Here is a 22,979-nt window from a genome sequence, read left to right as displayed (position 1 = left end):
CTCACCGACGACGCAGTCGCTGCCGGGCGCGCCAGAGGCCACCGCGGACACGCTCGGTGGAGGTGAATGCCCGATCGATGCGGTCGGCGGCCGAGGGACGGTGCAGCCGGACCCACATGTCGACGAAGTCACGGAATCGTCCCCACCCGATGTAGCCCGCGCGTCGGAGGAACTGCACCTGGTGCTGCGTGTCCTCGGGCATCGTGGCCGACATGTGGTCGAGGTTGTAGTCGAAGGCGGTGTAGCTCTTCGAGAGGTACTCGGGGGTGGCGATGGTCATCGAGTGGTACCCGAGCTCGCCGGCCGCGTAGACCGGCATCCGCTCGAGGATGTGCGCGAGTCCCCCGTCGACGTACGCCTCGGCGCCGCCGAACTCGTCGTAGGTCCACTCCCGCTCCAGAAGCAGGCGCAACGCCTGCGGGCGTGCGAAGAACATCGACCCGAAGGGCGCGAGGGGCGAGACCTCGTCGAGCGGAACCCGGATGCCGAGCTCGGCGCACAACTCGGCCACCCCGGGCCGGTTCGCCCACCATCCGTGCCCCATGGTCGGGTGTCCGAGGTGCACGGTGGGCGGGAACGCGAGTCCGAGCCCCGGCTGCTGCTGGAAGAGCGAGACGATGGTCGCTGCCTCGTGGGGGCCGCCGAGCAGGTTCTCGAACTGGTGGCGGCGGAAGTGACGCCCCATGTTCGCGCCGTCCTGCGGCGTCTTCTTCGAGTGGATCTTGACCACCAGGTCGTAGCGGTCCGACAGCAGCACGTCGCGGCATCCGATGAGGAACGCCGCCTGGTCGCGGCCGTTGTTCGACGCGACCACCCGCACCTCGACGCGCCCGGGGAACCCCCGCGCGGCGATGATGCGCTCGATCTCGTCGGCGCGCTCGCGCTCGGGCGTCGTCACGATGAGGTCGACGTCGCCGGGCAGGTAACCCGCGCGATCGAGGATCTCGTCGGTCATCTCGACGTAGAAGATGTGCGCGAACACGGCCGTGCGCATCGGCTTCGACGGGTCGTAGCCGTCGTCGGTGGGCGAGAGCACGCGCAGGAGCGCGGCGTCGGCGTTCAGCACGCGCGGCTCGACGTTGCGTGCCAGGTCGTCGAAGATGAGCTCGACCGGGTAGCCGTTGCGCTCCACGGCCTCGAGGGTCCACTTGCCGATCACCGCGACGCGGTCGAGGAAGACCGGCCACTGGAAGAACGGCCGTCGCTTCAGCGTCGGGCACCCGGCGTCGATGAGCTGTTCGGCGTAGAGCACCGCGTGGTTCTCGATCTTGTCGGTCAGCGTCGGGAACGCGACCTCGCCCGAGAAACCCTGCTGGGTGAAGTGCTGGGTGAAGATGCCCTCGTGCTTGGTGACCGCGTCGGAGTACGTCGTCATCGCCGGGAGGTCGCGCCAGTAGGCGGCCCACTCGGGAGAGGTGAACATGTTCCGACGCACGGCCACCCAGTACGACTGCAGGTGGTACGGCAGGTAGTCCTCGTCCTGCGTGAACGGGTGCGGTTCCACTCGCAGGTGGTCCGTCATGCCCCAGAAGTGCAGGGGGTGCGCGTTCATGCGCTCGAAGATCGGGCCGAACGGCCGGATGGGACCGAACCAGGTGTCGTTGACGAGCAGCAGCTCGTCGAACGACGACACGCGCTCCCCGACGGCGTCCAGACCGTGCTTGTAGCCCCAGATGTCGTAGCCCTCGTTGGGACGCTCGAGGACCAGGTCGCCGACCGTCTCGAGCCGCGTTCGACCCTCGGCGGTGAGCGGACCGTTCGAGACCACCACGATCTCGTCGCAGAACGCGCGCATGTGCTCGAGGGCGTAGAGCACGAAGTCGCCCACCTCGCCGCGACGGTCGAAGACGACGTAGATGAGCAGCCGCTTGCCGTCGGGAGGGAACGTGTCGGCCGGACGGGTCCAGTCTCCGATCAGCTCCGCGGTCTTCACGACGACACCTCTCGCTCCTTCTCGCCCCGTTCGCTGCGCAGACGCGAGGCGACGCGGCGACCCGCCGACAGCACACGGTGGGCCCGCAGCGCCACGCGGTACGCGGGACGGAAGGCGTCCGCCACCCGCGGATGATTCGTGCGCACGTACATGCGCACGAGGGCGACGGTCCCGCCGTAGCCGGTGTAGCCGGCCCGATGCAGGAACCCGATCTGCTCGACGGGCCACCCGCGGGTGGTCGAGAACATCTGGTCGACCTTGTACTCGAGCGCGGTGTAGCCGATCTCGGCGTGCGCGTAGTTCAGCACGGTGCGGCAGTAGTAGCCGGCCTGCCCGGCCGCGGCGCTCACCAGGCGCTCCTGAAGGTGGGCGAGGTGACCGAAGCGCCGCTCGCCCTTCCAGCCGTAGTCGGCGAAGGTCCACCGGCGCTGCGTCAGCACGCGGAAGGCCGCGGGACGCCCGACCCACATGCCCCCGTACGGCGCCAGCGGCGAGACGGCGTCGAGCGGCACGCGGATGCCGAGGCGCTTGCTCAGCCGTTCGGCGTGGGGTTCGAGCAGAGCCCACCCGCGCCCCATCGTCGCGTAGCCGACGTGGATCATCGGCGGGAAGACGACGCCCAGACGCTCTTCCTTCTCGAACAGCGAGAGGAGGTTGCGCACGTAGCCGGGGCTGCTGAGCAGGTTGTCGAACTGGTACCGGCGGAAGTACCGCAGCCGGTTCATCGTCTTCCAGGGCGCGCGGCGCATGTGCAGCTTCACGACCAGGTCGTACTGGTCGGACTGGATGACGTCGCGGCATCCGACGAAGTAGTCGGCCATGTCGCGGCCGGGGCTCTGGGGGGTCACGCGCAGCTCGTAGGTGTGCGCGTTGGTCGTCGCCCACGCTTCGAGCAGGCGCTCCAGGCGGGCCGCCGTGACGCCCTCGGTCGTCGTGATGAACACGGAGGCGCCCGACGGGAGGAACTGCAGGCGGCGCAGGACCTCGTCGATCTCGTCGACGTCGCTCACGTGCACGACCGCGGCGATCGACAGGGCCGATCCCGCATCGGGCTCGACCGCTTCGTCGGACAGCACCGAGAGCAGCCCCAGCGTGGTGTTCAGCGCCTTCGGAGCCACGCACGTCGCCAGGCTCGAGCGCAGCACGTCGAGCGGGTACCCGCGCTCGCCCATCATCGCGGCGATCTCGCTGCCGATGATCGCGAAGCGATCGAGGAACGGCGGGTAGCTGGTGAACACCGCGCGGTCGACGAAGGGCACGTCGACGTCGAGCAAATCCTCGGGCGCGAACAGCCCGGGGTCGTGCGCATGGAAGCGGGTGGTGTCGAAGGCCCGCTCGTGGGCGAAGCCCGCCGCGGTCATCTCCGCGACGAGCGAGCGTTCCCGCTCACCGGCGGCCGACGTCGGCCCCCACCACCGGTGCCACGCGGCGCTCTCGAACAGCGTGCGGCGGACCACGGTGAAGAACCAGGGCCGGTCGGCGATGGCGGGGAACCCCTCGCCCGGGAAGGCCTCGCGCGGCGGAGCCGCCGGCAGAACGTCCCAGACGTCGGCGGCACTGTCGGCCATGCGCTCGAACAGCGGAGCCAGGTCGGCCACGGGACCGAACCACGAGTCCCCGGTGAGCACGATCTCGTCGATCGCGGGCCACCGGCGGCGCAGACGCTCCATCGCGGGGGCGTACGCCTCCGAGTCGAACTCCTCGCCGTCGGTCTCGATGACGTCGTCGATCAGATCGTCGAGGCGGGCGCGGACCTCGGATGCCAGGGGCCCGGGGTGCACGAGGACGACCGCGGTCGACACGCGGCGCAACGCCTCGAGGGCGAGCACGCTGGTCTCTTCGATCCGGCCTGCCGCGCGCACGGCGTAGACCACGGCGCGCCCCGCGGAACCCGGACGCGCGGAAGCGGACGTCTCCTCGGTCAGAGGTGTCGTCCGCTCCGGCTCAGCGCTCGGCGCCATGTTCGAGAGCGCTGAGCAGATAGCGGCCGTAGCCGCTTTTCACCAGCGGCTCGGCGCGCTCGCGCAGCTCGTCGTCGGACAGGAAGCCCATGCGCCACGCCACCTCTTCGGGGCAGCCGATCGACAGCCCCTGACGCTTCTCGACCGTGCGGATGAATTCCGTCGCCTCGCTGAGCGAGTCGAAGGTGCCGGTGTCGAGCCACGCGGTGCCGCGCGGGAGCAGCTCGACGCTCAGGCGCCCCTGCTCGAGGTAGGTGCGGTTGACGTCGGTGATCTCGAGCTCGCCGCGCGGCGACGGCGTGAGGGCACGGGCGATCTCGATCACGTCGTTGTCGTAGAAGTACAGACCCGGGACCGCGTAGTTGCTCTTGGGGTGCTCGGGCTTCTCTTCGAGCGAGACGACGCGCCCCTCGGCGTCGAACTCGACGACGCCGTAGGCCGTGGGGTCGGCCACGCGATACCCGAAGACGACACCGCCGTCGAGGTCGCTGTACTGGCGCAGGCGCGTTCCCATGCCCTGGCCGTAGAAGATGTTGTCGCCGAGCACGAGGGCGACCGAGTCGGAGCCGATGTGCTCCTCGCCCAGGATGAAGGCCTGCGCGAGACCGTCCGGCGAGGGCTGCACCCGATAGGTGAGCGAGATCCCGAAGCGCGAACCGTCGCCCAGCAGCCGCTGGAACTGCTCGGAGTCCTGCGGCGTCGTGATGATGAGGATGTCGCGGATCCCGGCCAGGATGAGGGTCGACAGGGGGTAGTAGATCATCGGCTTGTCGTAGACCGGTACGAGCTGCTTCGAGATGCCCTGAGTGATGGGGTGCAGTCGGGAGCCCGTGCCGCCCGCCAGAATGATTCCGCGCATGAGGTCCAGTTTCCCCCATCCGGAGGCGCCTGCCAATCCGGGTGCCCCGCGATCGGCCCGGGCGCCCCGGTAACCTGTCGGTATGAGTCGTCTTCTCGTGACCGGTGGCGCCGGTTTCATCGGTTCCAACTTCGTGCACCACGTCATCGCGCACACCGACCACACGGTGACCGTGCTCGACAAGCTCACCTACGCGGGCAACCGCGCCTCTCTCGAGGGGCTGCCCGTCGACCGCGTGCGCCTGGTCGTGGGCGACATCGCCGACGCCGCCGCGGTCGACCCGCTCGTCGCCGAGGCCGACGCCGTGGTGCACTACGCCGCGGAGTCGCACAACGACAACTCGCTGCACGACCCGCGCCCCTTCCTCGACACCAACATCATCGGCACCTACACGCTGCTCGAGGCGGCACGTCGTCACGACGTGCGCTTCCACCACATCTCGACCGACGAGGTGTACGGCGACCTCGAGCTCGACGACCCCGCGCGCTTCACCGAGAACACGCCGTACAACCCGTCGTCGCCGTACTCCTCGACGAAGGCCGGTTCCGACCTGCTCGTGCGCGCCTGGGTGCGCTCGTTCGGCGTGCGTGCGACCATCAGCAACTGCTCGAACAATTACGGCCCGTACCAGCACGTCGAGAAGTTCATCCCCCGCCAGATCACCAACGTGCTCCGCGGAATTCGCCCGAAGCTGTACGGCACCGGCGAGAACGTGCGCGACTGGATCCACGCCGACGACCACTCGTCCGCCGTGCTGACCATCCTCGACAAGGGCGAGATCGGCGAGACGTACCTCATCGGCGCCGACGGCGAGAAGGACAACAAGAGCGTCGTCGAACTGATCCTGCAGCTCGCGGGCCAGCCCACCGACGCCTACGACCTCGTCACCGACCGGCCCGGACACGACCTGCGCTACGCGATCGACTCGACCAAGCTGCGCACCGAGCTCGGCTGGAAGCCCACCTACGGCGACTTCGAGTCGGGCCTCGCCGCCACGGTCGACTGGTACCGCGACAACGAAGCCTGGTGGGCGCCCACCAAGGACGGCGTCGAAGCCTTCTACGCCAGCAAGGGACAGTGACCCCGGTGTCCATCGAGTTCGGCAAGTCCCTGTCGGTGCGCGAGACCCCCATCCCGGGGCTCGTCGTGCTCGATCTGCCGGTCCACGGCGACGCCCGCGGCTGGTTCAAAGAGAACTGGCAGCGCGAGAAGATGACGGCCGCCGGGATCGAGCTGCCGGACTTCGGCCCGGTGCAGAACAACATCTCGTTCAACGATGCCGTCGGCACGACCCGTGGCATCCACGCCGAGCCGTGGGACAAGTATGTCTCGGTCGCCACCGGCCGGATCTTCGGCGCCTGGGTCGATCTGCGCGAGGGCGACAGCTTCGGCGCCGTGTTCACCACCGAGCTCGACCCGTCGACGGCGATCTTCGTGCCGCGCGGCGTCGGCAACTCGTACCAGACGCTCGAACCCGACACCGCGTACACGTATCTCGTCAACGACCACTGGTCGCCCGACGCCACGTACACCTTCCTCAACCTCGCCGACGAGACCGCCGCGATCGCGTGGCCCATCCCCCTCGACGAGGTCGAGATCAGCGCCAAGGACATCCAGCACCCGCGCCTCGTCGACGTGGTGCCCATGCCCCCGCAGAAGATCCTCGTGACCGGGGCGAACGGTCAGCTCGGCCTCGCTCTGCGCGCGGAGTTCGGCGACCACCCGTGGATCGAGTACGCCTCGCGCACCGAGCTCGACCTCACCTCGCCCGAGCTCGACACCGCGCGCCGCTGGCGCGACTACGGCACGATCATCAACGCGGCCGCGTACACCAAGGTCGACGTGGCCGAGACGCCGGAGGGGCGCACCGAGGCGTGGGCCGCGAACGTCACCGCGGTGGCCGCGCTCGCCCGGATCGCCACCGCCAACGGCATCACCCTCGTGCACGTTTCGAGCGACTACGTCTTCGACGGGACGAAGGACGGCGCCTACGCGACCGACGACGTCGTCTCACCGCTCGGCGTCTACGGCCAGACGAAGGCCGCGGGCGACGCCCTCGTGTCGGCGGTCCCCCGCCACTACATCCTGCGCACCAGCTGGGTGATCGGCGAGGGCAACAACTTCGTGCGCACCATGGCCTCCCTCGCCGAACGCGGTATCGATCCGCGCGTGGTCGACGACCAGGTGGGACGCCTGACGTTCACCGTCGACATCGCCGCCGCGATCCGCGCCCTGCTCGACACGCGCGCCCCCGCCGGCGTCTACAACGTCACGGGCCAGGGCGAACCGACCACCTGGTTCGACATCGCCCGCCGGGTGTTCGAGCTGACCGGTCACGACCCCGCGCGCGTCAGCGGTGTGAGCACCGACGAGTACTTCGCCGGCGCCCAGGGGCCGGTGGCGCCCCGTCCGCTGAACAGCGTGCTCGACGCGCGAGCGACCGAGGCCGCCGGTGTCCCGCTCGGCGACGCCGGCGTGCGACTGCGCGAGTACCTCGAACGCCCGTGAGCGACCGCGGGCGCCGGGGACCGGTCCACTCCGGTCCCCTCGCCCGCGCCGTGCGCCGCGTCTGGTCGCACAGCGCGGTGCGTTACCTCGTCGTGGGAGGAGGGGCGTTCCTCATCGACGTGGGCCTGCTGGCGCTGCTGCACGACGTGTTCGGGGTGGCCCTGGTCATCGCGACCCCCACGGCCTTCCTGCTCAGCTTCGCCGTCACCTTCGTACTGCAGCGGACCTTCACCTTCTCGTCCGACGCCGGCATGGCATCCAGCGCCCTGAAATACACCTCGCTCGTCGCCTTCAACACCGTCGCCACGACCGGCATCGTCGCGGGCATCGCGGCCCTGGGCTTGCCCTGGGTGGTCGGCAAGATCGTGGCGGTGGGCTCGACCACCGTCTGGAACTACTTCGCCTACCGGTACTGGATCTTTCCCGCGCGCCCGTCGGAGTCGCCCACGCCGTGAGTCGCGGCTGGCCCGCGCACCGCGTCAGGGGCGGTCGGGACCCTCGGTGGACGGCTGAGCGGGGCCCGGAACGGACCCGGCGCCCTCGAGCGCGTCGAGGCGCCGTGTCAGGGCCTCGATGTCGGCCCGGTTGATCGCGGCATCTTCGGCGAGCACACGGATCTCTTCTTCGGCCTGCGACAGCTCCCACGACAGGTGCAGCGCCACGCCCACCAGCAGAACGATCGAGATCGCGAAGATCAGATTGGCGGGAACCTCCACGCCCAGAAGGTGGGTGAGCTGAACCAGGAGCCCCGGGAAGATCGAGATCACCAGCAGGGCCAAACCGATCAGCAGCCACAGGGTGGCGTACTTCTCGCGGAGTTGCCGGCGCAGCAGCAGGACGACGATGATCGTCAGCACCACGACGGCGAACGCGATTCCCGCGATGACGATCATGCGCTCACTCCGGTCTTCGTTGCGGAACCCCGCATCATCGCGAGCGACAGGGCGAACACCGATCGCAGCAGGTACACGGCGGCGCCGAACGGGTTCTGGCTCGGTCGCCCCGCGGCGCGCGGACGCATCGCCACGGGCACCTGCACGACGGTGAGACCGGCGTGCAGCGCGTTGACGAGGGAGTCCACCGTGTCGCCGAGGTACTCGGCCGGGTAGTAGACGACGTACTGGTCGATCGCGCGGACGTTCGCGGCGCGGAAGCCGCTCGTGACGTCGGTGAGGCGCGTGCCGGCGATGCGCGAGAGCACCGTTGCGAGCATGCGCATGGCCCACCAGCGCGGTCCTCGGGCGGCGTAGTCGCCGACGTCGGCGAACCGCGCCCCGATCGAGATGTCGGCGGACTCGAGACCGTCGAGCACCGCGGCGATGTCGCGCGGGTTGTGCTGGCCGTCGGCGTCGACCTGGATGGCCCGCGTGTACCCGTGGCGCTGCGCGTAGCGGAAGCCGGCACGCATGGCTCCGCCCACACCGAGGTTGAAGGGCAGCGAGAGGATCGTCGCCCCCGCCTCGCGGGCTCGCTGCGCCGTGTCGTCGTGGGACCCGTCGTCGACGACGAGGATGTCCCACCCCTCGGGCTGAGCGCGGATCTCCCGCACGGTGGGACCGACGCTCTCGCCCTCGTTCCAGGCGGGAACGATGACCAGAGTGCTCGATCGTGCCGCAGACATCGGCATCATCGTACCAGCGGGTCCGCCGTCGCCTGACGGACGCCGAGGGGGTGTGGAGGAGACGGCTTGTAAGATCGCACCGGCCGTCGCCGCCTTCACCATGCCGGTGAACGTCGGCCCCAGAGAGATCCACCCGATGCCTTCGTTCCCCCTCCGTCTGTCACTCCCCCGGCACCGTGTGCCCCACATCGCGGTCATCTTCGTCGCCCTGCTGGCGATGCTGCTGTCCGGCGCGGTCTTCCTGCCGATCGCCTCGGGGGCCGATGAGGCGGCGCACTACGTGTACGCCGCAGCCGTCGTGCGGGGGCAGGCGGGAATGCTCGAGCCCACCCTGCCGGCGCGGTTCGCGAACATGGATCTGTTCGCCGGCTGCATCGCCTTCCAGCCCGACGTGACCGCGGCCTGCCAGGGCCCGCTGCGCATCACCTCAACCGCCGAGGTGCTGGCACAGACGAACGCCGGGCTCTACAACCCGGTCTTCTACCTCTGGACGGGCCTGGGCACCCTGCTCGTCCCCACCGAGTACGGCCTGTACCTGGCCCGCGGTCTCGCGGCGCTCGTCACGGCCCTCTTCCTCGCGTGGGGGCTGTCGCTGCTCGGACGCACCGCGCGCACCCCTCTGCCGTTGCTCGCGGCCTCGCTGCTGCTCACCCCGATGACGCTCTACGTCGGCATGGTGCTGAACCCCAGCGCCTGGGAGATCGCCACGCTCTTCGCCGCCACGGTCGCCGGCTTCGCCGTGGCCTGCGGTCCGCGAACCACCCGCTGGCGCGAGGAGCACACCCTTCTGCTCGCCGCGTCGTGCGTGCTCGTGGTCTCGCGCGGACTCTCGCCGCTGTTCCTCGCCGTCACCGCCGTGGCTCTGCTGCTGCTGGCCGGGGTGGCTCGCACACGCCGGCTGCTGACCGATCGACGGGCCTGGATCGTGGCGGGCGGCATCGCCGTGGTCACCGGCTTCAGCGTCGCGTGGGTCGTCCTGCACGGGACGAACTACGTGGGCGTGCAGAAACCGGCGACCCTCGGCGACGGGCTCGCGGGGATCTCGGTCTTCTACTCGAACTACCACGAGCAGGTCACCCAGATGTACGGCAACCTCGGCTGGCTCGATCTGCGCAGCCCGAACATCCTGTCCACGTCGTGGATCCTGCTGCTCGGCGGTGTCGTCGTGCTCTGCTTCGGTCTCGCCTCCCGGCGGGCGCGGTGGGCGATCCTGCTCGCCTTCGCCTCGGCGACCCTCATCCCGGGCGTCCTGTCGGGCCTGCAATGGTCGGGATACGGCTGGCAGGGGCGTTACACGATGCCGCTGGTCGCCGCCCTGCTGGTCATCGCGGCCCTCGCCGTCGATTCCGGGCCCGACCGCGTTCCGTTCGACGCGGGCGTGAACCGGCTCGTGGCGATGCTGCGGTGGCTGCTCCCCGCGTTCCTCGTGCTCGGGGTGACCATCACGACCGTCCGCACGGCCCACCGCTACCTCGCCGGTGAGACCGCGGACTTCCTCGCCGCGTGGCAGTGGTCGCCCCCGCTGGCCGTGCCCCTGCTCGGCATCGCCTTCTTCGGCGGGCTGGCCGTGCTCACCCGCGCACTCATCGTCCCCGGCGCCGACGAGAGCGAGCACGTGTCCGCCCTCCCCGACGCGGTGAGCGGCACTCGAGGCTGACGCTCGACCCCGCGGGGTCGGCGATACGCCGACGAGGCGACGCCGGACACACGCCGACCGAGCCGGCGAAACGCTGAACGGGCCCGTCGATCGCAGCGACGATCGACGGGCCCGTTCAGCGTTTCGGCTCGCCCTGCCTCAGCGGACCGTGACCGAGGTGCAGCCCAGCGACACGGGGGAGCCGCCCTTGTCGTCGACGACGCTCGCGCACACCCGCCGATTGCCCTTCGAGGCCGTCAGCCGCTGTTCGAAACCGTGCGCCGAGCCGGCGGCCGGGAAGGCCGCCCCCACGTCGGGCCGGTTCTTGTCCGCCCGGACCTCGCGCGTCGTGCCGTCGATGGCGACCCGCACGGTCACGGGACCCTTCACGTCGGGGTCGAACGCCCAGCCCCGCACCGACACCGTGCCGGTCCCTCCGCTGGCCGCATCGAGACGGCCCACCGGGGCACCGGCCATGCCGGTCACGGTGCGGCAGCCCAGCAGGGGGTTGGCACCGGCGGTGTTGATCGCGTAGATGCACACGCGCGAGGTGCCGACCGGGATCGGCACGTTCGTCTGATACCCGTGCGCCGAACCGTAGGGCGGATACGCCGCGCCCACGTCGGGCCGGCTCCGGTCGGCGGTGAGCGCCGTGGCAGAACCCCCGACGTACACGTGGACGGCGATGGGACGCGCGGTGTCGGGATCGATCGCCCACCCGCGCACCGTGGCGGTCGTGCCCGAGACGCGCACCTCGTCGACGCTGCCGATAGGGGTGCGCCCCTCGTCGCGCGTGGTGATCGAACGGCATCCGAGGTCGGTGTCGGGCCCACTGGTGTTGACGGCGGTGACGCAGACCTTCGAGGGGCCGATGGGGATGTCCACCGCGCGCGAGAACCCGTGGGCCGCTCCGTACACGGGATAGGCGCCGGCCACGTCGGGGCGGTTGGCCTGGGCGGTGAGGCGGGTCACCTTGCCGTCGACCGAGATGCGCACCGCGATGGGACGCACGGTGTCGGGGTCGAGTGCCCAGCCGGTCACGGTGGCGCTGCGCCCCGAGACCGAGACCGACTCGAAGTTCCCGATGGGCGCGCGCCCCTGATCGGCCGCGGTGACGTCGCGGCATCCGAGGGTGGTGTTGGCGCCCGAGGTGTTGATGGCGTAGACGCAGACAGTGCTCCTGCCGGGCACCAGGTCGACGACCTCGGAGAAGCCGTGGGCGTTGCCGTACGCGGGGTAGGCCCCACCGACATCGCGACGGGAGTCGTCGGCGGTGATGGCCCGACCGGCTCCGGCGACGTAGATGTGCACCGGGATGGACTTCTTCGTGTCGGGGTCGATCGCCCAGCCCGACACGCGGGCCGACGTGCCCGCCACGTCGACGGCATCGAGGCTGCCGATCGGCGCGCGACCGATGTCGCGCGAGGCCGGCGTCATGATGCTGCGACAGCCGAGGGTCGTGTTGTCGCCGCGACCCGTGTTGATCCCGTACAGACAGATCTGCTTCGCATCGAGCGGGACCTTCAGCGTCGCGCTGTAGCCGTGCTTCGTGCCGTGCACGGGGTAGTGCGTGGCGAGGTCGGTGCGCGAGCCGGAGGCGCGGAGCGCCGTCCCGACTCCGTCGACGTACGCGTGCACGTCGATCGACGAGGCCGTGTCGGGGTCGATGGCCCATCCCGAGACCGTGACCGAGCCCGACGAGACCTTGACCGCGTCGACCGCGCCCACCGGTGACCCGGTGTAGAACGGCATGTCGCGGCATCCGAGGGTCACGTTGGACCCGCGGGCGGTGTTGATGGCGTAGACGCACACCTGCCCAATGCCCCCCTGGGTCACGGGGATGCGCGAATCGAAGCCGTGCCTACTGCCGCTGCCGGGATAGGCCGAGCCCACATCGGGTCGGTCGCCGTCGGCGGTGAGCGCGGTGGCGTCGCCCGCGAGGTAGGCGTGCACCTGGATCGGGTCGGAGGTGTCGGGATCGATCGCCCACCCCCGCACACGGATGCCGCCGGGGTACGCCTCGATGGCGTCGAGGTTGCCGAAGGGGCGGCCGCCGGCCTGCGTCGAGCCGAACCAGTCGGAGTAGGTACGCCAGAAGTTGCGGTTTCCGTAGGCCGAGCAGCCGTCGCCCTCGCCGTAGAGATTGTTCAACGCCGCCTGGTTGGGCACGTACGGGGTGTAGATGTAGAGCCCCGCGGTGGCCTGGTTCTCGATGAAGACCCGCTGCGTGCCGCAGCTCGCGCTGGGGTTGTAGAGGATGTTGTTCCAGCGGCCCGCCTGGTAGCCCCACCAGCTGGGGTTCATGCGGTACACCTCGAACTGCCGGGCGCCGTAGTAGACCTGGTAGAAGAAGCCCTGGGTCGACGCGTCGCACGGCGCGGTGTCGGGGCAGCCCTGGCCGGTGGCCGCGGAGTAGTTCCAGGCCGATGGGGCGGTCGAGGTGACCAGGCCCTGCTCTTTCTGCAGCAGGACGAGCAGCGCCTTCTGGCTGATCCCGCACGAGCGCGCGACCTTGTCGATGATGGTCGCGGCGCTCTCGTTGGCCGCGCCGGCGTACCCGTTGCAGTACTTGTCGGCGGGGCGGTCGTCGGTGTTCTGCCGGTAGTCCTTGAGGCAGGTGTAGCCCGACCGGCAGGTGGTGACCTTGCCGTTGAGGAAGCTCTGGATCTCGCCGGCACCCATCGCCGAGCCGTCGTAGAAGACCGCGTCGTCGATGATGTTGCCCGGGGTGAAGTCGCGGGCGTCGGCCGCGGCGGCCGACTCGACCGGGGCGATCGTCGCGGGGAGGGTGACGGGCACCGCGGCCAGCAGCGCGATGGCGCAGGCCCACGTGGCGATGACCGCCGCAACGCTGCGGCGGCGCGACCGCTGCCTCACGGCGCGAGCTCGATCGTGGCCGTCTCGGACTGCGCGCGCAGGTTCGACGAGGAGTAGCCGACGTGGAACGCGACGTCGGCGGAGGTCGTGTCGACGGCGATCGACATCACGCCGCAGTAAGTGACGTCTTTGCCCTCGTTGGCGGAGACCGATACGGACGCCTGGGTGTCGTCGAGCGTCAGCGTGCAGGTTCCCCCCGATTCCGACACCCCGGGGACCATCGCGGTGACCTCGAGGTTGCCGTCGCGCACCTCTGACGTGATGACGAGCACCTCGCCGTTGTACGGGGCGTCGGCGGTGGCGCTCTCGGTGGGAGTCGGCTCGGGAGCCGCGGTCTCGGACGGCGACGCCGTCGGCGTCGGCGAGGCAGACGCCGTGGCCGACGCGGTCGGCGACGGGCTGGCCCCCGCCACCGGGGTGGCGCAGGCCGAAAGCGTCAGCACACCCGCCACGAGCAGGAGGCCGGGCAGCGCGACACGCGCGCGCCTCGAGCGAGACGGGCGGGCGGCGTCGAAAGCGTGCTTCACGCGTTCATTATGCGTGGCGTGAGTGACGGATGGGAATATTGCGTGGAATCGGTAAGCGGCCGTTACCGACGCCCGAGGCGGCGGCGCCACCCCCGCAGGCGCGAGAGAACCGGCTGGTGCGCGTCGATCTCGCGCCGCAGATCGTCGCGGATCTCGGCCCGCAGACGCTCCGCGACGCCGTCGAGCTGGGCGCTCAGCTGAGCCTGCAGGGCCGACATGTACAGCGGCAGACCGGCCCCCTCCCGCTGCACCCACTCGGCGAGGGCGCGGTCGCGCACGACAGCGTCGTCGCGGGCGTGCTCGGCGGCCAGGCCGAACATGCTGTTGGCGTCGAGCCCGACGGAGTCGGGGCGCTGCGTCCAGAAGGCCAACGGCTCTCCGCCGAGGAAGCCGATGTCGTGCCCGCGCAGGATGCGCAGGTAGAAGTCCCAGTCCTCGACGGCGTCGAGGGTCTCGTCGTACCCACCCACCTCGTCGTGCAGCGCCCGGCGGTAGACGAACGAGATGGGCACCGCGCGGTTGACCGACATCATCTCACCCAGTGAGATCCGCGTCATGCCCGCCCAGAAGGGGGCCCGGCCGACCTCGACCCACGCGCCGCCGCGGTTCTCTTCGTAGACGATCTCGGTCGCCGCCGAGACGGCCGCCTGGTCGGGGTGCGCGTCGAGCCAGGCACCGGTGCGGGCGAGGAACTCCGGATGCCACCGGTCGTCGTCGTCGTGCAGCACGACGTAGTCGGTGCGCAGGGAGCGGATGCCGGCGTTCGCCGCCGCGCACCGCCCTCCGTCTCCCGGGGCGATGTGGATGACGTCGACGCGCTCGCCGAGCTCCGCGGCGGCGACGATCGCGTCGACCTCGGCGGGGTCTCCCCCGTCGTTGACGACGACGAGACGCCACTCGGTCTCGGTCTGGGCGGCGATGTCGGTCAACGCCCGCCGGAGGAATCCGGGACGCTGACGGGTGCGGACGACGATCCCGACGGGTGCAGGCATGCGTCCGAGCTTAGGGGGCCGTCGCGCTGTCGTCCGCTGCGGTCACAACTCGGCGTGCAGGGCCCAGACCCGGTCGGCGCAGGCCTCCCAGGCGAAGCCCTTCGCCCGGTCGCCGGCGAGGACCCGCAGTCGGTCGGCGTCTTCTGCGATGGCCCGTGCCACGGCCGCGCCCAGCTCGTCGGCGGCCGCGAAGACCGCGGCGTCGGCGAGCACCTCGCGGTGCACCGGGGTGTCGAGGGCGACGATCGGCACGCCCACGGCGAGCGCGTCGACCGTGCGCCACGGCCAATCGGTGCGTCCGCACGCGGTGACGAAGGCCGCGGCGTGCGAGAGCACCGCCGCGCGGTCCCAGCGGTCGAGGGAGCCGCGCGCGTGCACGCGGGCCTCGGCGAGACCCGCCGCCGCCGCGATGTCGGCGATCGCCGGTTCCTCCCCCTCGGGGACGTCCAACACCACGACGTCGCCCTCCCAGCCCGAGGCGACGACGGCCGAGAACACCTCGGCGAGTCCGTCCGAGGCGGCGGCACCTCCGGCGGCGGCGAGGAACGACAGGGGCAGATCGAGCGCGCGCAGGCGTCCCACGGCATCCGAGGGAACGCGCAGGCCCGCGGCGGGGGCGCCGCCGATGACGCGCACCTTCTGCACGAGCTTGGATTTGGCGACCTCGGCGAGACGCTCGGCCATCGCGTGGGTGGGAACCACGACGGCGTCGGCGTGCTTGGCGACGCGCGAGAGCAGGGCGCGGCTCGCGAGGATCTCGGCCTTGGGCAGCTCGTCGGGCGTCTCCCAGGCGCGCAGATCCCACAGGGTCACCACGATCTGGTGCGTCTCGTTGACGCGGTCGTGGCGCACGAGGGGGGCGAGGGCGGTCGGCGAGTGGATGAGACCCTTGCCGATCCCGGGGGCGACCCCGAGCTGCCACGAGGTCGCGAGCTCGCGACGGCGCACGGCCAGGCGCGTCTCGGAGGTGAGCCCGGTCACGCCGACGTCGTCGGGCAGCCCGGGCGCGGGGACGATCGACGCCACGTCGCAGCCGCGCGGGGCGGTGTCGACGAGCGCCTGGGTGAGAGACGCCGAGGCCTCCGCGAGGTCGCGCGAGGTCGGCGAGACGAGTTGGTCGAGGACGACGCGCAGGGTGACGGTCATGGGGTGGGGCTTTCCGTCTCGGTCGGCGGGTGCAGTCTGTCGCGCACCATCTGCTGCACCTGGGCGTAGTCGGGGTCGAACTCGTCGACGCCGCCCTCGGGGGTCAGCTCCAGCGTGCCGACCGGCTGTCCCTTGGCCTTCAGCGCGAGGTCGACGAGCGTGGGGGCGATGAGGCCCTGCGGAAGGTCGGTCTCGACGACGTTCGTTCCCGCCTTCGCGACCTCCTGGAAGTGCGAGAGCACGTTCTGCGGCGTGAACTGGGCGAGGATCGCCTCTTGCAGCTGCCGTTGACGACCCATGCGGTCGAAGTCGCTGGTCGTGTAGCGCGAACGCGCGAACCACTGGGCGGTGTCGCCGTCCATGTGCTGCGCGCCCGCTTCGACCCAGCCGAACGCCCAGTCGTCGACGGGCTGCCCGTCGTAGGCGGGGCCGCCCTTGGGCAGGCGCTCGTTGACGGTGATGTCGATTCCGCCGAGCGCGTCGATGACGTCGGCGAAGCCCTTCATGTCGATGAGCACGTAGTACGGGATCTGGATGCCGAGGATGCCCTCCGCCGCGTCTTTCGTGGCCTCGATGCCGGGCTCGGAGCCCTGCGACACGGCGTTCGGGTACAGCGCGTTGCCGTCCTGGCACACCTCGACCTCGGTGCGCAGCTGATTGATGCCGCTCCCCCACCCGCAGGTCGGGTCGAACTTGCCCTCGTGGCCGTTGGGGTACTCGTCCTGCATCGGGCCCGGAGCGAAGGGGAAGCCCGGCATGTCGCGCGGGATGCCGGTGATGGTCGTCGCGCCGGTGGTGGCGTTGACCGAGACCACCGAGATGCTGTCGAAGCGCATGGAGTCGCGACCCTCGCCGGAGTCGGCGCCGAGAAGGAGGATGTTGTAGTACCCGTCGGACGGCGGCACGACGGGCGCCGACTGCGAGAAGATGTCGGCGAACGCGTCGCGCGTGGCGCCCGCGGTCTGCGCGGCCCACGCCGCCCCCGAGCCCGAGAGCACGAGCAGGCCGACCGAGACGATCGTCATGCCGATCCTCGCGACGGGCCCGACCTTGACCAGGCGCACCAGACGCAGGGTGTCGATCGTGAGCACGACCCACAGCACGACGTAGGCCACCAGGGCGATCTGCACCAGGGTGAGCGGCAGCGGGCGGAACCACGACAGGAACTCGGGGATGAACGAGCCCGTCGCCAGGGCGAAGAATCCGCTCGGCCAGAGCGCCGCACCGACGGCGGTGAGCACGAGGATCGCCCACATCGCGAGGGTCGCGCCGAGGCCGATGCGCCCCAGCCGGCGGGTGCCGGCGAGCACTTGGGCCGACCCCGGCACGAGGAAGTTCATCACGACGAGCCACCAGCCGCGGCGGGTCATCACCGAGGGATCGGAGGCATCGGGGTTGCGCAGCGGGCGCGACTCGATGAGCGGCGCCTGCCGGCGGGGGCGCGGCGGGGCCGCCACGCTCACAGGGAGTCCTTCAAGCGGCGGTTCTTCTCTTCGACCTGTGCCTCGAGGTCGCGGGCGTACGACTCGATCCGATCGGCCACCGCGTCGTCGGAGGTACCCAGGATGCGCGCGGCGAGCAGTCCCGCGTTCTTCGCCCCGTTGATCGAGACGGTCGCCACCGGGATGCCGGCGGGCATCTGCACGATGCTCAGCAGGGAGTCGAGACCGTCGAGGGTCGCCAGCTGCACCGGGACGCCGATGACCGGCAGGGCGGTGACCGACGCGAGCATCCCCGGCAGGTGCGCGGCGCCTCCGGCCCCCGCGATGATCGCGCGCAGCCCACGGCCGCGGGCCTCGCGGCCGTAGCGCATGAGCTTGTCGGGGGTGCGGTGCGCCGAGACGACCTCCACCTCGTGGGGGATGCCGAACTCGGTGAGCATCTGAGAGGCGTCGCTCATCACGCGCCAGTCGGAGTCGGAGCCCATGACGACGCCGACCACGGGCGTCTCGGAGGAATGCAGCGGCCGGGTCACCGGTCCAGGGTAGGGCGGCTCGCTGGAAGAAGCCGGAACGGCGCGCGAGCGCGGGCTCAGTCGAAGAACGCCGCGGCGCCGCGCGCCTCGTAGACCACATCGTCGAGGTCGTCGCCGATGACGGTGACGTGCCCCACCTTGCGACCCGGCCGGGGGGCCTTGCCGTAGGTGTGGATCTTCGCCGACGGGTGGGCGGCCATGGCCGGCGCGAAGCGCTCCTCGAGGGTGCCGTCGACGGGACCGCCGAGGACGTTGATCATGACGGACCAGGGCGCGATGGCATCCGTGGACCCCAGCGGCAGGTCGAGAACCGCGCGCAGGTGCTGCTCGAACTGGCTGGTGACCGCCCCGTCCTGCGTCCAGTGCCCGCTGTTGTGCGGGCGCATCGCGAGCTCGTTGATGAGGATGCGCTCGTCGGTGGTCTCGAACAGCTCGACCGCGAGCATGCCCGTGACCCCCAGCCCCTCGGCCACGGCGACGCCGATCTCGGCGGCGACGCGCTGCACCCGGTCGGCCGCGCGGGGGGCCGGGGCGAGCACCTCGGCGCAGACGCCGCCGCGCTGCACGGTCTCGACGATCGGGTAGGCGCGCACCTCGCCCGACGGACGCCGCGCCACCTGCTGCGCGAGCTCGCGGGTGAAGTCGACGAGTTCCTCGACCAGGAGCGAGCCCCCGTTGCCGTCCTCGGCCAGGGCGGCGAACCAGTCGTCGGCCTCGGTCGCGGCCGACACGACGCGTACGCCCTTGCCGTCGTACCCGCCGCGCGGGGTCTTCACCACCGCGCGACCGCCGTGGTCGTCGAGGAAGGACTGCAGGTCGGCGGCGTCGGCGACGGCCGCCCACTCGGGCTGCGGGAGGCCGAGCTCGGCCATGCGTCGACGCATGACGAGCTTGTCCTGCGCCACCCCCAGGGGGGCGGGACCCGGGTGCACGGCGACACCGGCATCGACGAGGGCGGCCAGGACGTCCTGCGGCACGTGCTCGTGGTCGAAGGTGATCACGTCGACGTCGCGCGCGAACGCCAGCACGGTGTCGACGTCGCGGTAGTCGCCCACGGCGGTCGCCGCCAGCGCCGCGGACATCCCCTCGTCTTCGGCGAGAACGCGGATCTCGAGCCCCAGCTCCACGGCGGGCGCGATCATCATCCGCGCCAGCTGTCCGCCACCGACCACTCCGACTCGCAGCACCATGCCGCTCCTTCCGTCGGCATCCATTCTGTCGGGCCCGTCACGGGGGCGCGAGCCGGGTACCGCCCACTCCGGGAGGCGCCGCTCGGGTCAGACGTCGACCGAGCCCGAGCCGAACGTCTGCGAATCGCGGTGCGCCAGGATCTGATTGACCTCGACCTGGTCGACGAGGGTCTCGTGCACGAGCACCGCGTTCGGGATGTTCTTCATGCGCAGCGCCGGCTCCACGCCGTTCGACAGCGACAGGGTTCCCGCGCCCCACAGGCGCTGCAGGATGCCGCGCCGCATCTGGATCGCGTAGCCCCGCACGTGCGAGATCTCGCGGTGGTTCGCCCCGAACGGTCCCGAGCGTTCGATCACCCGGCGCGTCGTGATGGTCCAGGTGTGCGAGAGCCAGACGAGGAACGGGATGACCACGAGCAGCAGCACGAGCGCGCCGGCCGTCGTCAGCAGCATCCAGTTCTCGTACGGCGCCGGGAGGTTGTCGTAGAAGTAGGCCGTCGCCCCCGCGACCGCGATCAGGACGAGGGCCGACCACGTCAGACGCCGCGCGTGGGCCCGCAGTCGCGCGATGCGCAGTTCCGGCGCGGCGGTGCCCGGCGCCGGCGTGCGCGGGCGCCCGATCGAGCTGGTCGGCTGGGTCACGTTCTCATTGTGCGGCGTGAGCCGCGTCAGACCCGTCGCACACGCGGAACGGCGACGGGGTCATCGCCCGTGCGCCCTCGCGTCCGTCGGCGCACGTGCCCGTCAGCGCACGTGCCCGTCGGCGCGCGTGCCCGTCAGCGCACGTGGACGACGTCGCCGGCCGAGACGATCGTCTCGATCGTTCCGGATTCGACGACCAGGCGACCATCCCCGTCGAGGCGCGACGCGCGCCCCCGCACGCTCGTTCCGTCGGGAAGCGAGACCGTGACCTCGCGCCCGATCGTCGTGCACAGCTTCTCGATGTCGCGGTGCACGCGCTCGGCTCCTCCCGACGACAGGTGCGACAGCAGCTCGTCGAAGTGCTCGACATAATCGGAGAGCAGCCGGTCGTCGTCGCACTCGGCACCGATCGCGGCGAACGAGGTGGCCGTGGTCACCGGCAGATCGGCACGGCTCATGCGCGTGTTGATCCCCGCGCCGACCACGACCGTGTCGAAGGTCCCCGGCACGGCCTCGGCCAGGATGCCGCAGATCTTGCCGCCGTCGACGAGGACGTCGTTCGGCCACTTGAGCTCGGCGGTGCCCCCGTGACCGGTCAGCTGGGTACGGATCGCCCGCGTCATCGCGGCGCCCGCCGCGAGCGGCACCCAGCCGCGCAGCGCGAGGGGGATCGTCGAGGCGTCGACCACCAGCGACACCGCGAGCGCGGTCCCCGCCGGCGCCGTCCACGACCGGTCGAGCCGCCCGCGCCCCGCGCGCTGGTCGTCGGTCACCAGCAGCGACAGGTGGGGCCAACCGGCCGGATCGTGCGTGACCGCGGCGACGACGTCGGCGTTCGTGGAGTCGGTGGTCTCGACCACCTGGACACGGGGGCTCCGGGCCGCGGTGCGCGGGTAACCGTCTGAGGGAATCGCCATGCACCACACCCTAGGGATCCCGCCGGATCGGGGCACCCGTCTTGCGCGTCGGCGCGTCACCGGGCAGGGACGGCGGTGGACGGATGCCACAGCACCCCACGGTTTCGCTTGTGCGTACCCTCCAACGCCGGTGCCGTCGCGGTCGCTAGGGTGGAAAGCGTGACCGACCAGCCCGATCTCTTCACCACCGCCGGCAAGATCGCGGACCTGCGCACCAGGTTCCAGGAGGCGGTCGTCGACGCCGAAGCCGCCGCCCGCGACAAGCAGCACGCGAAGGGCAAGCTCACCGCGCGCGAGCGCCTCGAGATGCTGGTCGACCCCGGCTCGTTCGTCGAACTCGACGAGTACGTCCGCCACCGCACCACCGCCTTCGGCATGGACAAGTCCCGCCCCTACGGCGACTCGGTCGTCACCGGCACCGGCACCATCCACGGCCGCACCGTCGCGGTGTACGCGCAGGACTTCTCGACCTTCGGCGGGTCGCTCGGCGAGGTCGCCGGCGACAAGATCATCAAGGTGATGGAGCTGGCCCTGCGCAGCGGCATCCCGATCATCGGCATCCTGGACTCCGGCGGAGCGCGCATCCAGGAGGGCGTCGTGGCCCTCGGCAAGTACGGCGAGATCTTCCGCCTGAACACCGCGGCCTCGGGCGTCATCCCGCAGATCTCGCTCATCATGGGCCCCGCCGCCGGAGGGGCCGTGTACTCCCCCGCCCTCACCGACTTCGTCATCATGGTCGACAAGACCAGCCAGATGTTCGTCACCGGTCCCGACGTGATCAAGACCGTCACCGGCGAGGACGTCGGGATGGAAGAGCTCGGCGGCGCGCACACGCACAACACCCGCTCGGGCGTCGCGCACTACCTCGCCGACGACGAGGACGACGCGATCGACTACGCGCGGAGCCTCATCGGCTACCTCCCCGACAACAACCTCGCCGAGATCCCGGTGTACGACACCCCGTTCGAGTTCGAGACGACCGATGCCGATCGCTCGCTCAACACGGTCATCCCCGACTCCCCCAACCAGCCGTACGACATCCACACGGTCATCTCCGGGCTCGTCGACGGCGCCGACTTCCTCGAGGTGCAGCCGCTGTTCGCCCCGAACATCGTGATCGGCTTCGGCCGCATCGAGGGACGCACGGTCGGCATCATCGCCAACCAGCCGTCGCAGATGGCGGGCACCCTGAACATCGACGCCGGCGAGAAGGCCAGCCGGTTCGTGCGCTTCTGCGACGCGTTCTCGATCCCCATCGTCACCCTCGTCGACGTCCCCGGCTACCTCCCCGGCACCGACCAGGAGTGGACCGGCGTCATCCGCCGCGGCGCGAAGCTGCTGTACGCCTACGCCGAGGCCACCGTGCCGCTGGTGACGGTGATCCTGCGCAAGGCCTACGGCGGGGCCTACATCGTCATGGGCTCGAAGCAGCTCGGCGCCGACATCAACCTCGCCTGGCCCACCGCCGAGATCGCCGTCATGGGCGGTCAGGGCGCGGTCAACATCCTGTACCGCGGCGAGATCAAGCGCGCCGAAGAGGCCGGCGAAGACGTCGCCGCCGTGCGCACGCGCCTGGCCAACGAATACACGTACAACGTGGCATCGCCGTTCCTCGCCGCCGAACGCGGCGAGCTCGACGGGATCATCGAACCGGCGCAGACGCGCGTGTCGATCGCCAAGGCCCTGCGGGCCCTGCGCAACAAGCGCGCGAGCCTGCCCGCCAAGAAGCACGGGAACATCCCGCTGTGAGCCGGCCGAGCACCGACGCCGGGATCGACCCCGGCGCACCGCGCGCCGTCGCCGAGGTCGTCCGCGGCACCCCCACCGAAGAGGAGCTGGCTGCGGCGGTCGTCGTGGTCAGCGAGGCCTACCTGCGCGAGGTGGCCGACGCCACGGTGCCCGAGACCGCGACGCGCTCGCGGTGGGAGCTCTCGGCGCGCGGGCTGCGCCGGCCGCTCGACCGCATCGCCGGCTGGAACGGATTCACCGCCTGAACCTCGGAAGTGTCCCCCGAAATGCCTACAGACGACGGTGGGACAGCTGTCGAATACTGGAGGAGCTGGAACGCATCATGCGTTCGGTCGGACCGCTCTGAGAGCCGGTTCCGGCTTTGCGGGCAGTTTTCGGGTAACTGTCCGCCCGGGTGAGGGGTCGGCGATCACGCCGCCCCTCACCCCTCGGTCTTCTCGGTGCAC

Annotated in this window: 20 protein-coding genes; 6 read left to right on the top strand and 14 right to left on the bottom strand. The window is 70.8% G+C overall.

Annotated features, from left to right (window positions below):
- Nucleotide 1: 1 nt before the first annotated feature.
- The 3 genes from IFR11_RS03190 to rfbA form a co-directional block, all read right to left on the bottom strand.
- Complete coding sequence (locus IFR11_RS03190; RefSeq protein WP_191915194.1) at nt 2-1,933, bottom strand: rhamnan synthesis F family protein; 1,932 nt, start codon at nt 1,931-1,933, stop codon at nt 2-4.
- Nucleotides 1,930-3,807, bottom strand: a complete 1,878-nt coding sequence (locus tag IFR11_RS03185) for a rhamnan synthesis F family protein (protein ID WP_191915193.1) — start codon at nt 3,805-3,807, stop codon at nt 1,930-1,932. Before IFR11_RS03185 ends, IFR11_RS03190 begins: the two co-directional genes overlap by 4 nt.
- 70 nt (nt 3,808-3,877) lie before the next feature.
- Nucleotides 3,878-4,753: a glucose-1-phosphate thymidylyltransferase RfbA gene (gene rfbA, locus IFR11_RS03180; protein ID WP_055834474.1), complete on the bottom strand. Its 876-nt coding sequence runs from the start codon at nt 4,751-4,753 to the stop codon at nt 3,878-3,880.
- Nucleotides 4,754-4,835: 82 nt separating this feature from the next.
- Between rfbA and rfbB the strand changes: the two genes are divergently transcribed.
- Genes rfbB through IFR11_RS03165 form a run of 3 tightly spaced genes read left to right on the top strand, consistent with a single transcriptional unit; the run spans nt 4,836 to nt 7,716 of the window.
- Nucleotides 4,836-5,834, top strand: a complete 999-nt coding sequence (gene rfbB, locus IFR11_RS03175) for a dTDP-glucose 4,6-dehydratase (RefSeq protein ID WP_191915192.1) — start codon at nt 4,836-4,838, stop codon at nt 5,832-5,834.
- 5 nt (nt 5,835-5,839) lie between these two features.
- The gene (locus IFR11_RS03170; protein WP_191915379.1) at nt 5,840-7,261 is read left to right on the top strand and encodes a sugar nucleotide-binding protein; all 1,422 of its coding nucleotides are present in this window, start codon (nt 5,840-5,842) and stop codon (nt 7,259-7,261) included.
- The gene (locus tag IFR11_RS03165; RefSeq protein ID WP_055834468.1) at nt 7,258-7,716 is read left to right on the top strand and encodes a GtrA family protein; all 459 of its coding nucleotides are present in this window, start codon (nt 7,258-7,260) and stop codon (nt 7,714-7,716) included. The genes IFR11_RS03170 and IFR11_RS03165 overlap by 4 nt, the downstream gene beginning before the upstream one ends.
- Before the next feature lie 24 nt (nt 7,717-7,740).
- On the opposite strand, the gene IFR11_RS03160 is transcribed toward IFR11_RS03165, so the two are convergent.
- Nucleotides 7,741-8,154 (bottom strand): DUF2304 domain-containing protein, encoded by a 414-nt coding sequence (locus tag IFR11_RS03160; protein WP_055834466.1) that lies wholly within the window; start codon nt 8,152-8,154, stop codon nt 7,741-7,743.
- Complete coding sequence (locus IFR11_RS03155; RefSeq protein ID WP_055834463.1) at nt 8,151-8,888, bottom strand: glycosyltransferase family 2 protein; 738 nt, start codon at nt 8,886-8,888, stop codon at nt 8,151-8,153. Before IFR11_RS03155 ends, IFR11_RS03160 begins: the two co-directional genes overlap by 4 nt.
- Before the next feature lie 130 nt (nt 8,889-9,018).
- Between IFR11_RS03155 and IFR11_RS03150 the strand changes: the two genes are divergently transcribed.
- Complete coding sequence (locus tag IFR11_RS03150; protein WP_191915191.1) at nt 9,019-10,539, top strand: DUF2142 domain-containing protein; 1,521 nt, start codon at nt 9,019-9,021, stop codon at nt 10,537-10,539.
- Nucleotides 10,540-10,677: 138 nt separating this feature from the next.
- On the opposite strand, the gene IFR11_RS03145 is transcribed toward IFR11_RS03150, so the two are convergent.
- From IFR11_RS03145 to IFR11_RS03105, 9 genes are all read right to left on the bottom strand, one after another.
- Nucleotides 10,678-13,395, bottom strand: coding sequence for a hypothetical protein (locus IFR11_RS03145; protein WP_342030237.1), 2,718 nt, complete (start codon nt 13,393-13,395; stop codon nt 10,678-10,680).
- Entirely contained in the window at nt 13,392-13,922 is a 531-nt protein-coding gene (locus tag IFR11_RS03140) for a hypothetical protein (protein ID WP_055834456.1), read from the bottom strand. The genes IFR11_RS03145 and IFR11_RS03140 overlap by 4 nt, the downstream gene beginning before the upstream one ends.
- Nucleotides 13,923-13,984: 62 nt before the next feature.
- A complete protein-coding gene (locus IFR11_RS03135) occupies nt 13,985-14,914 on the bottom strand; it encodes a glycosyltransferase family A protein (RefSeq protein WP_191915190.1) in 930 nt (309 codons plus the stop codon).
- A gap of 42 nt (nt 14,915-14,956) precedes the next feature.
- Complete coding sequence (locus tag IFR11_RS03130) at nt 14,957-16,060, bottom strand: hypothetical protein (RefSeq protein WP_055834450.1); 1,104 nt, start codon at nt 16,058-16,060, stop codon at nt 14,957-14,959.
- Nucleotides 16,057-17,523 (bottom strand): LCP family glycopolymer transferase, encoded by a 1,467-nt coding sequence (locus IFR11_RS03125; protein WP_191915189.1) that lies wholly within the window; start codon nt 17,521-17,523, stop codon nt 16,057-16,059. Before IFR11_RS03125 ends, IFR11_RS03130 begins: the two co-directional genes overlap by 4 nt.
- The gene (gene purE, locus IFR11_RS03120; protein WP_055835907.1) at nt 17,520-17,987 is read right to left on the bottom strand and encodes a 5-(carboxyamino)imidazole ribonucleotide mutase; all 468 of its coding nucleotides are present in this window, start codon (nt 17,985-17,987) and stop codon (nt 17,520-17,522) included. Before purE ends, IFR11_RS03125 begins: the two co-directional genes overlap by 4 nt.
- Nucleotides 17,988-18,091: 104 nt before the next feature.
- Nucleotides 18,092-19,225 carry a 5-(carboxyamino)imidazole ribonucleotide synthase gene (locus tag IFR11_RS03115; RefSeq protein WP_191915188.1) on the bottom strand — a complete coding sequence of 378 codons (1,134 nt, stop codon included), beginning with the start codon at nt 19,223-19,225 and terminating at the stop codon, nt 18,092-18,094.
- A gap of 87 nt (nt 19,226-19,312) precedes the next feature.
- Nucleotides 19,313-19,867 (bottom strand): PH domain-containing protein, encoded by a 555-nt coding sequence (locus tag IFR11_RS03110; RefSeq protein ID WP_055936592.1) that lies wholly within the window; start codon nt 19,865-19,867, stop codon nt 19,313-19,315.
- Nucleotides 19,868-20,001: 134 nt separating this feature from the next.
- A complete protein-coding gene (locus IFR11_RS03105; protein ID WP_055834439.1) occupies nt 20,002-20,784 on the bottom strand; it encodes a biotin--[acetyl-CoA-carboxylase] ligase in 783 nt (260 codons plus the stop codon).
- 159 nt (nt 20,785-20,943) lie between these two features.
- Here IFR11_RS03105 and IFR11_RS03100 point away from each other — a divergent pair, with 159 nt between their 5' ends.
- Together IFR11_RS03100 and IFR11_RS16165 are read left to right on the top strand one after the other, a co-directional pair.
- Nucleotides 20,944-22,533, top strand: a complete 1,590-nt coding sequence (locus tag IFR11_RS03100) for an acyl-CoA carboxylase subunit beta (protein ID WP_191926318.1) — start codon at nt 20,944-20,946, stop codon at nt 22,531-22,533.
- Complete coding sequence (locus IFR11_RS16165) at nt 22,530-22,778, top strand: acyl-CoA carboxylase epsilon subunit (RefSeq protein WP_055834433.1); 249 nt, start codon at nt 22,530-22,532, stop codon at nt 22,776-22,778. Before IFR11_RS03100 ends, IFR11_RS16165 begins: the two co-directional genes overlap by 4 nt.
- Nucleotides 22,779-22,979: the final 201 nt, after the last annotated feature.

Source organism: Microbacterium sp. CFBP 8801 (assembly GCF_014839455.1).
Lineage (GTDB): Bacteria > Actinomycetota > Actinomycetes > Actinomycetales > Microbacteriaceae > Microbacterium.
This window is presented reverse-complemented; position numbering and strand designations above follow the sequence as displayed.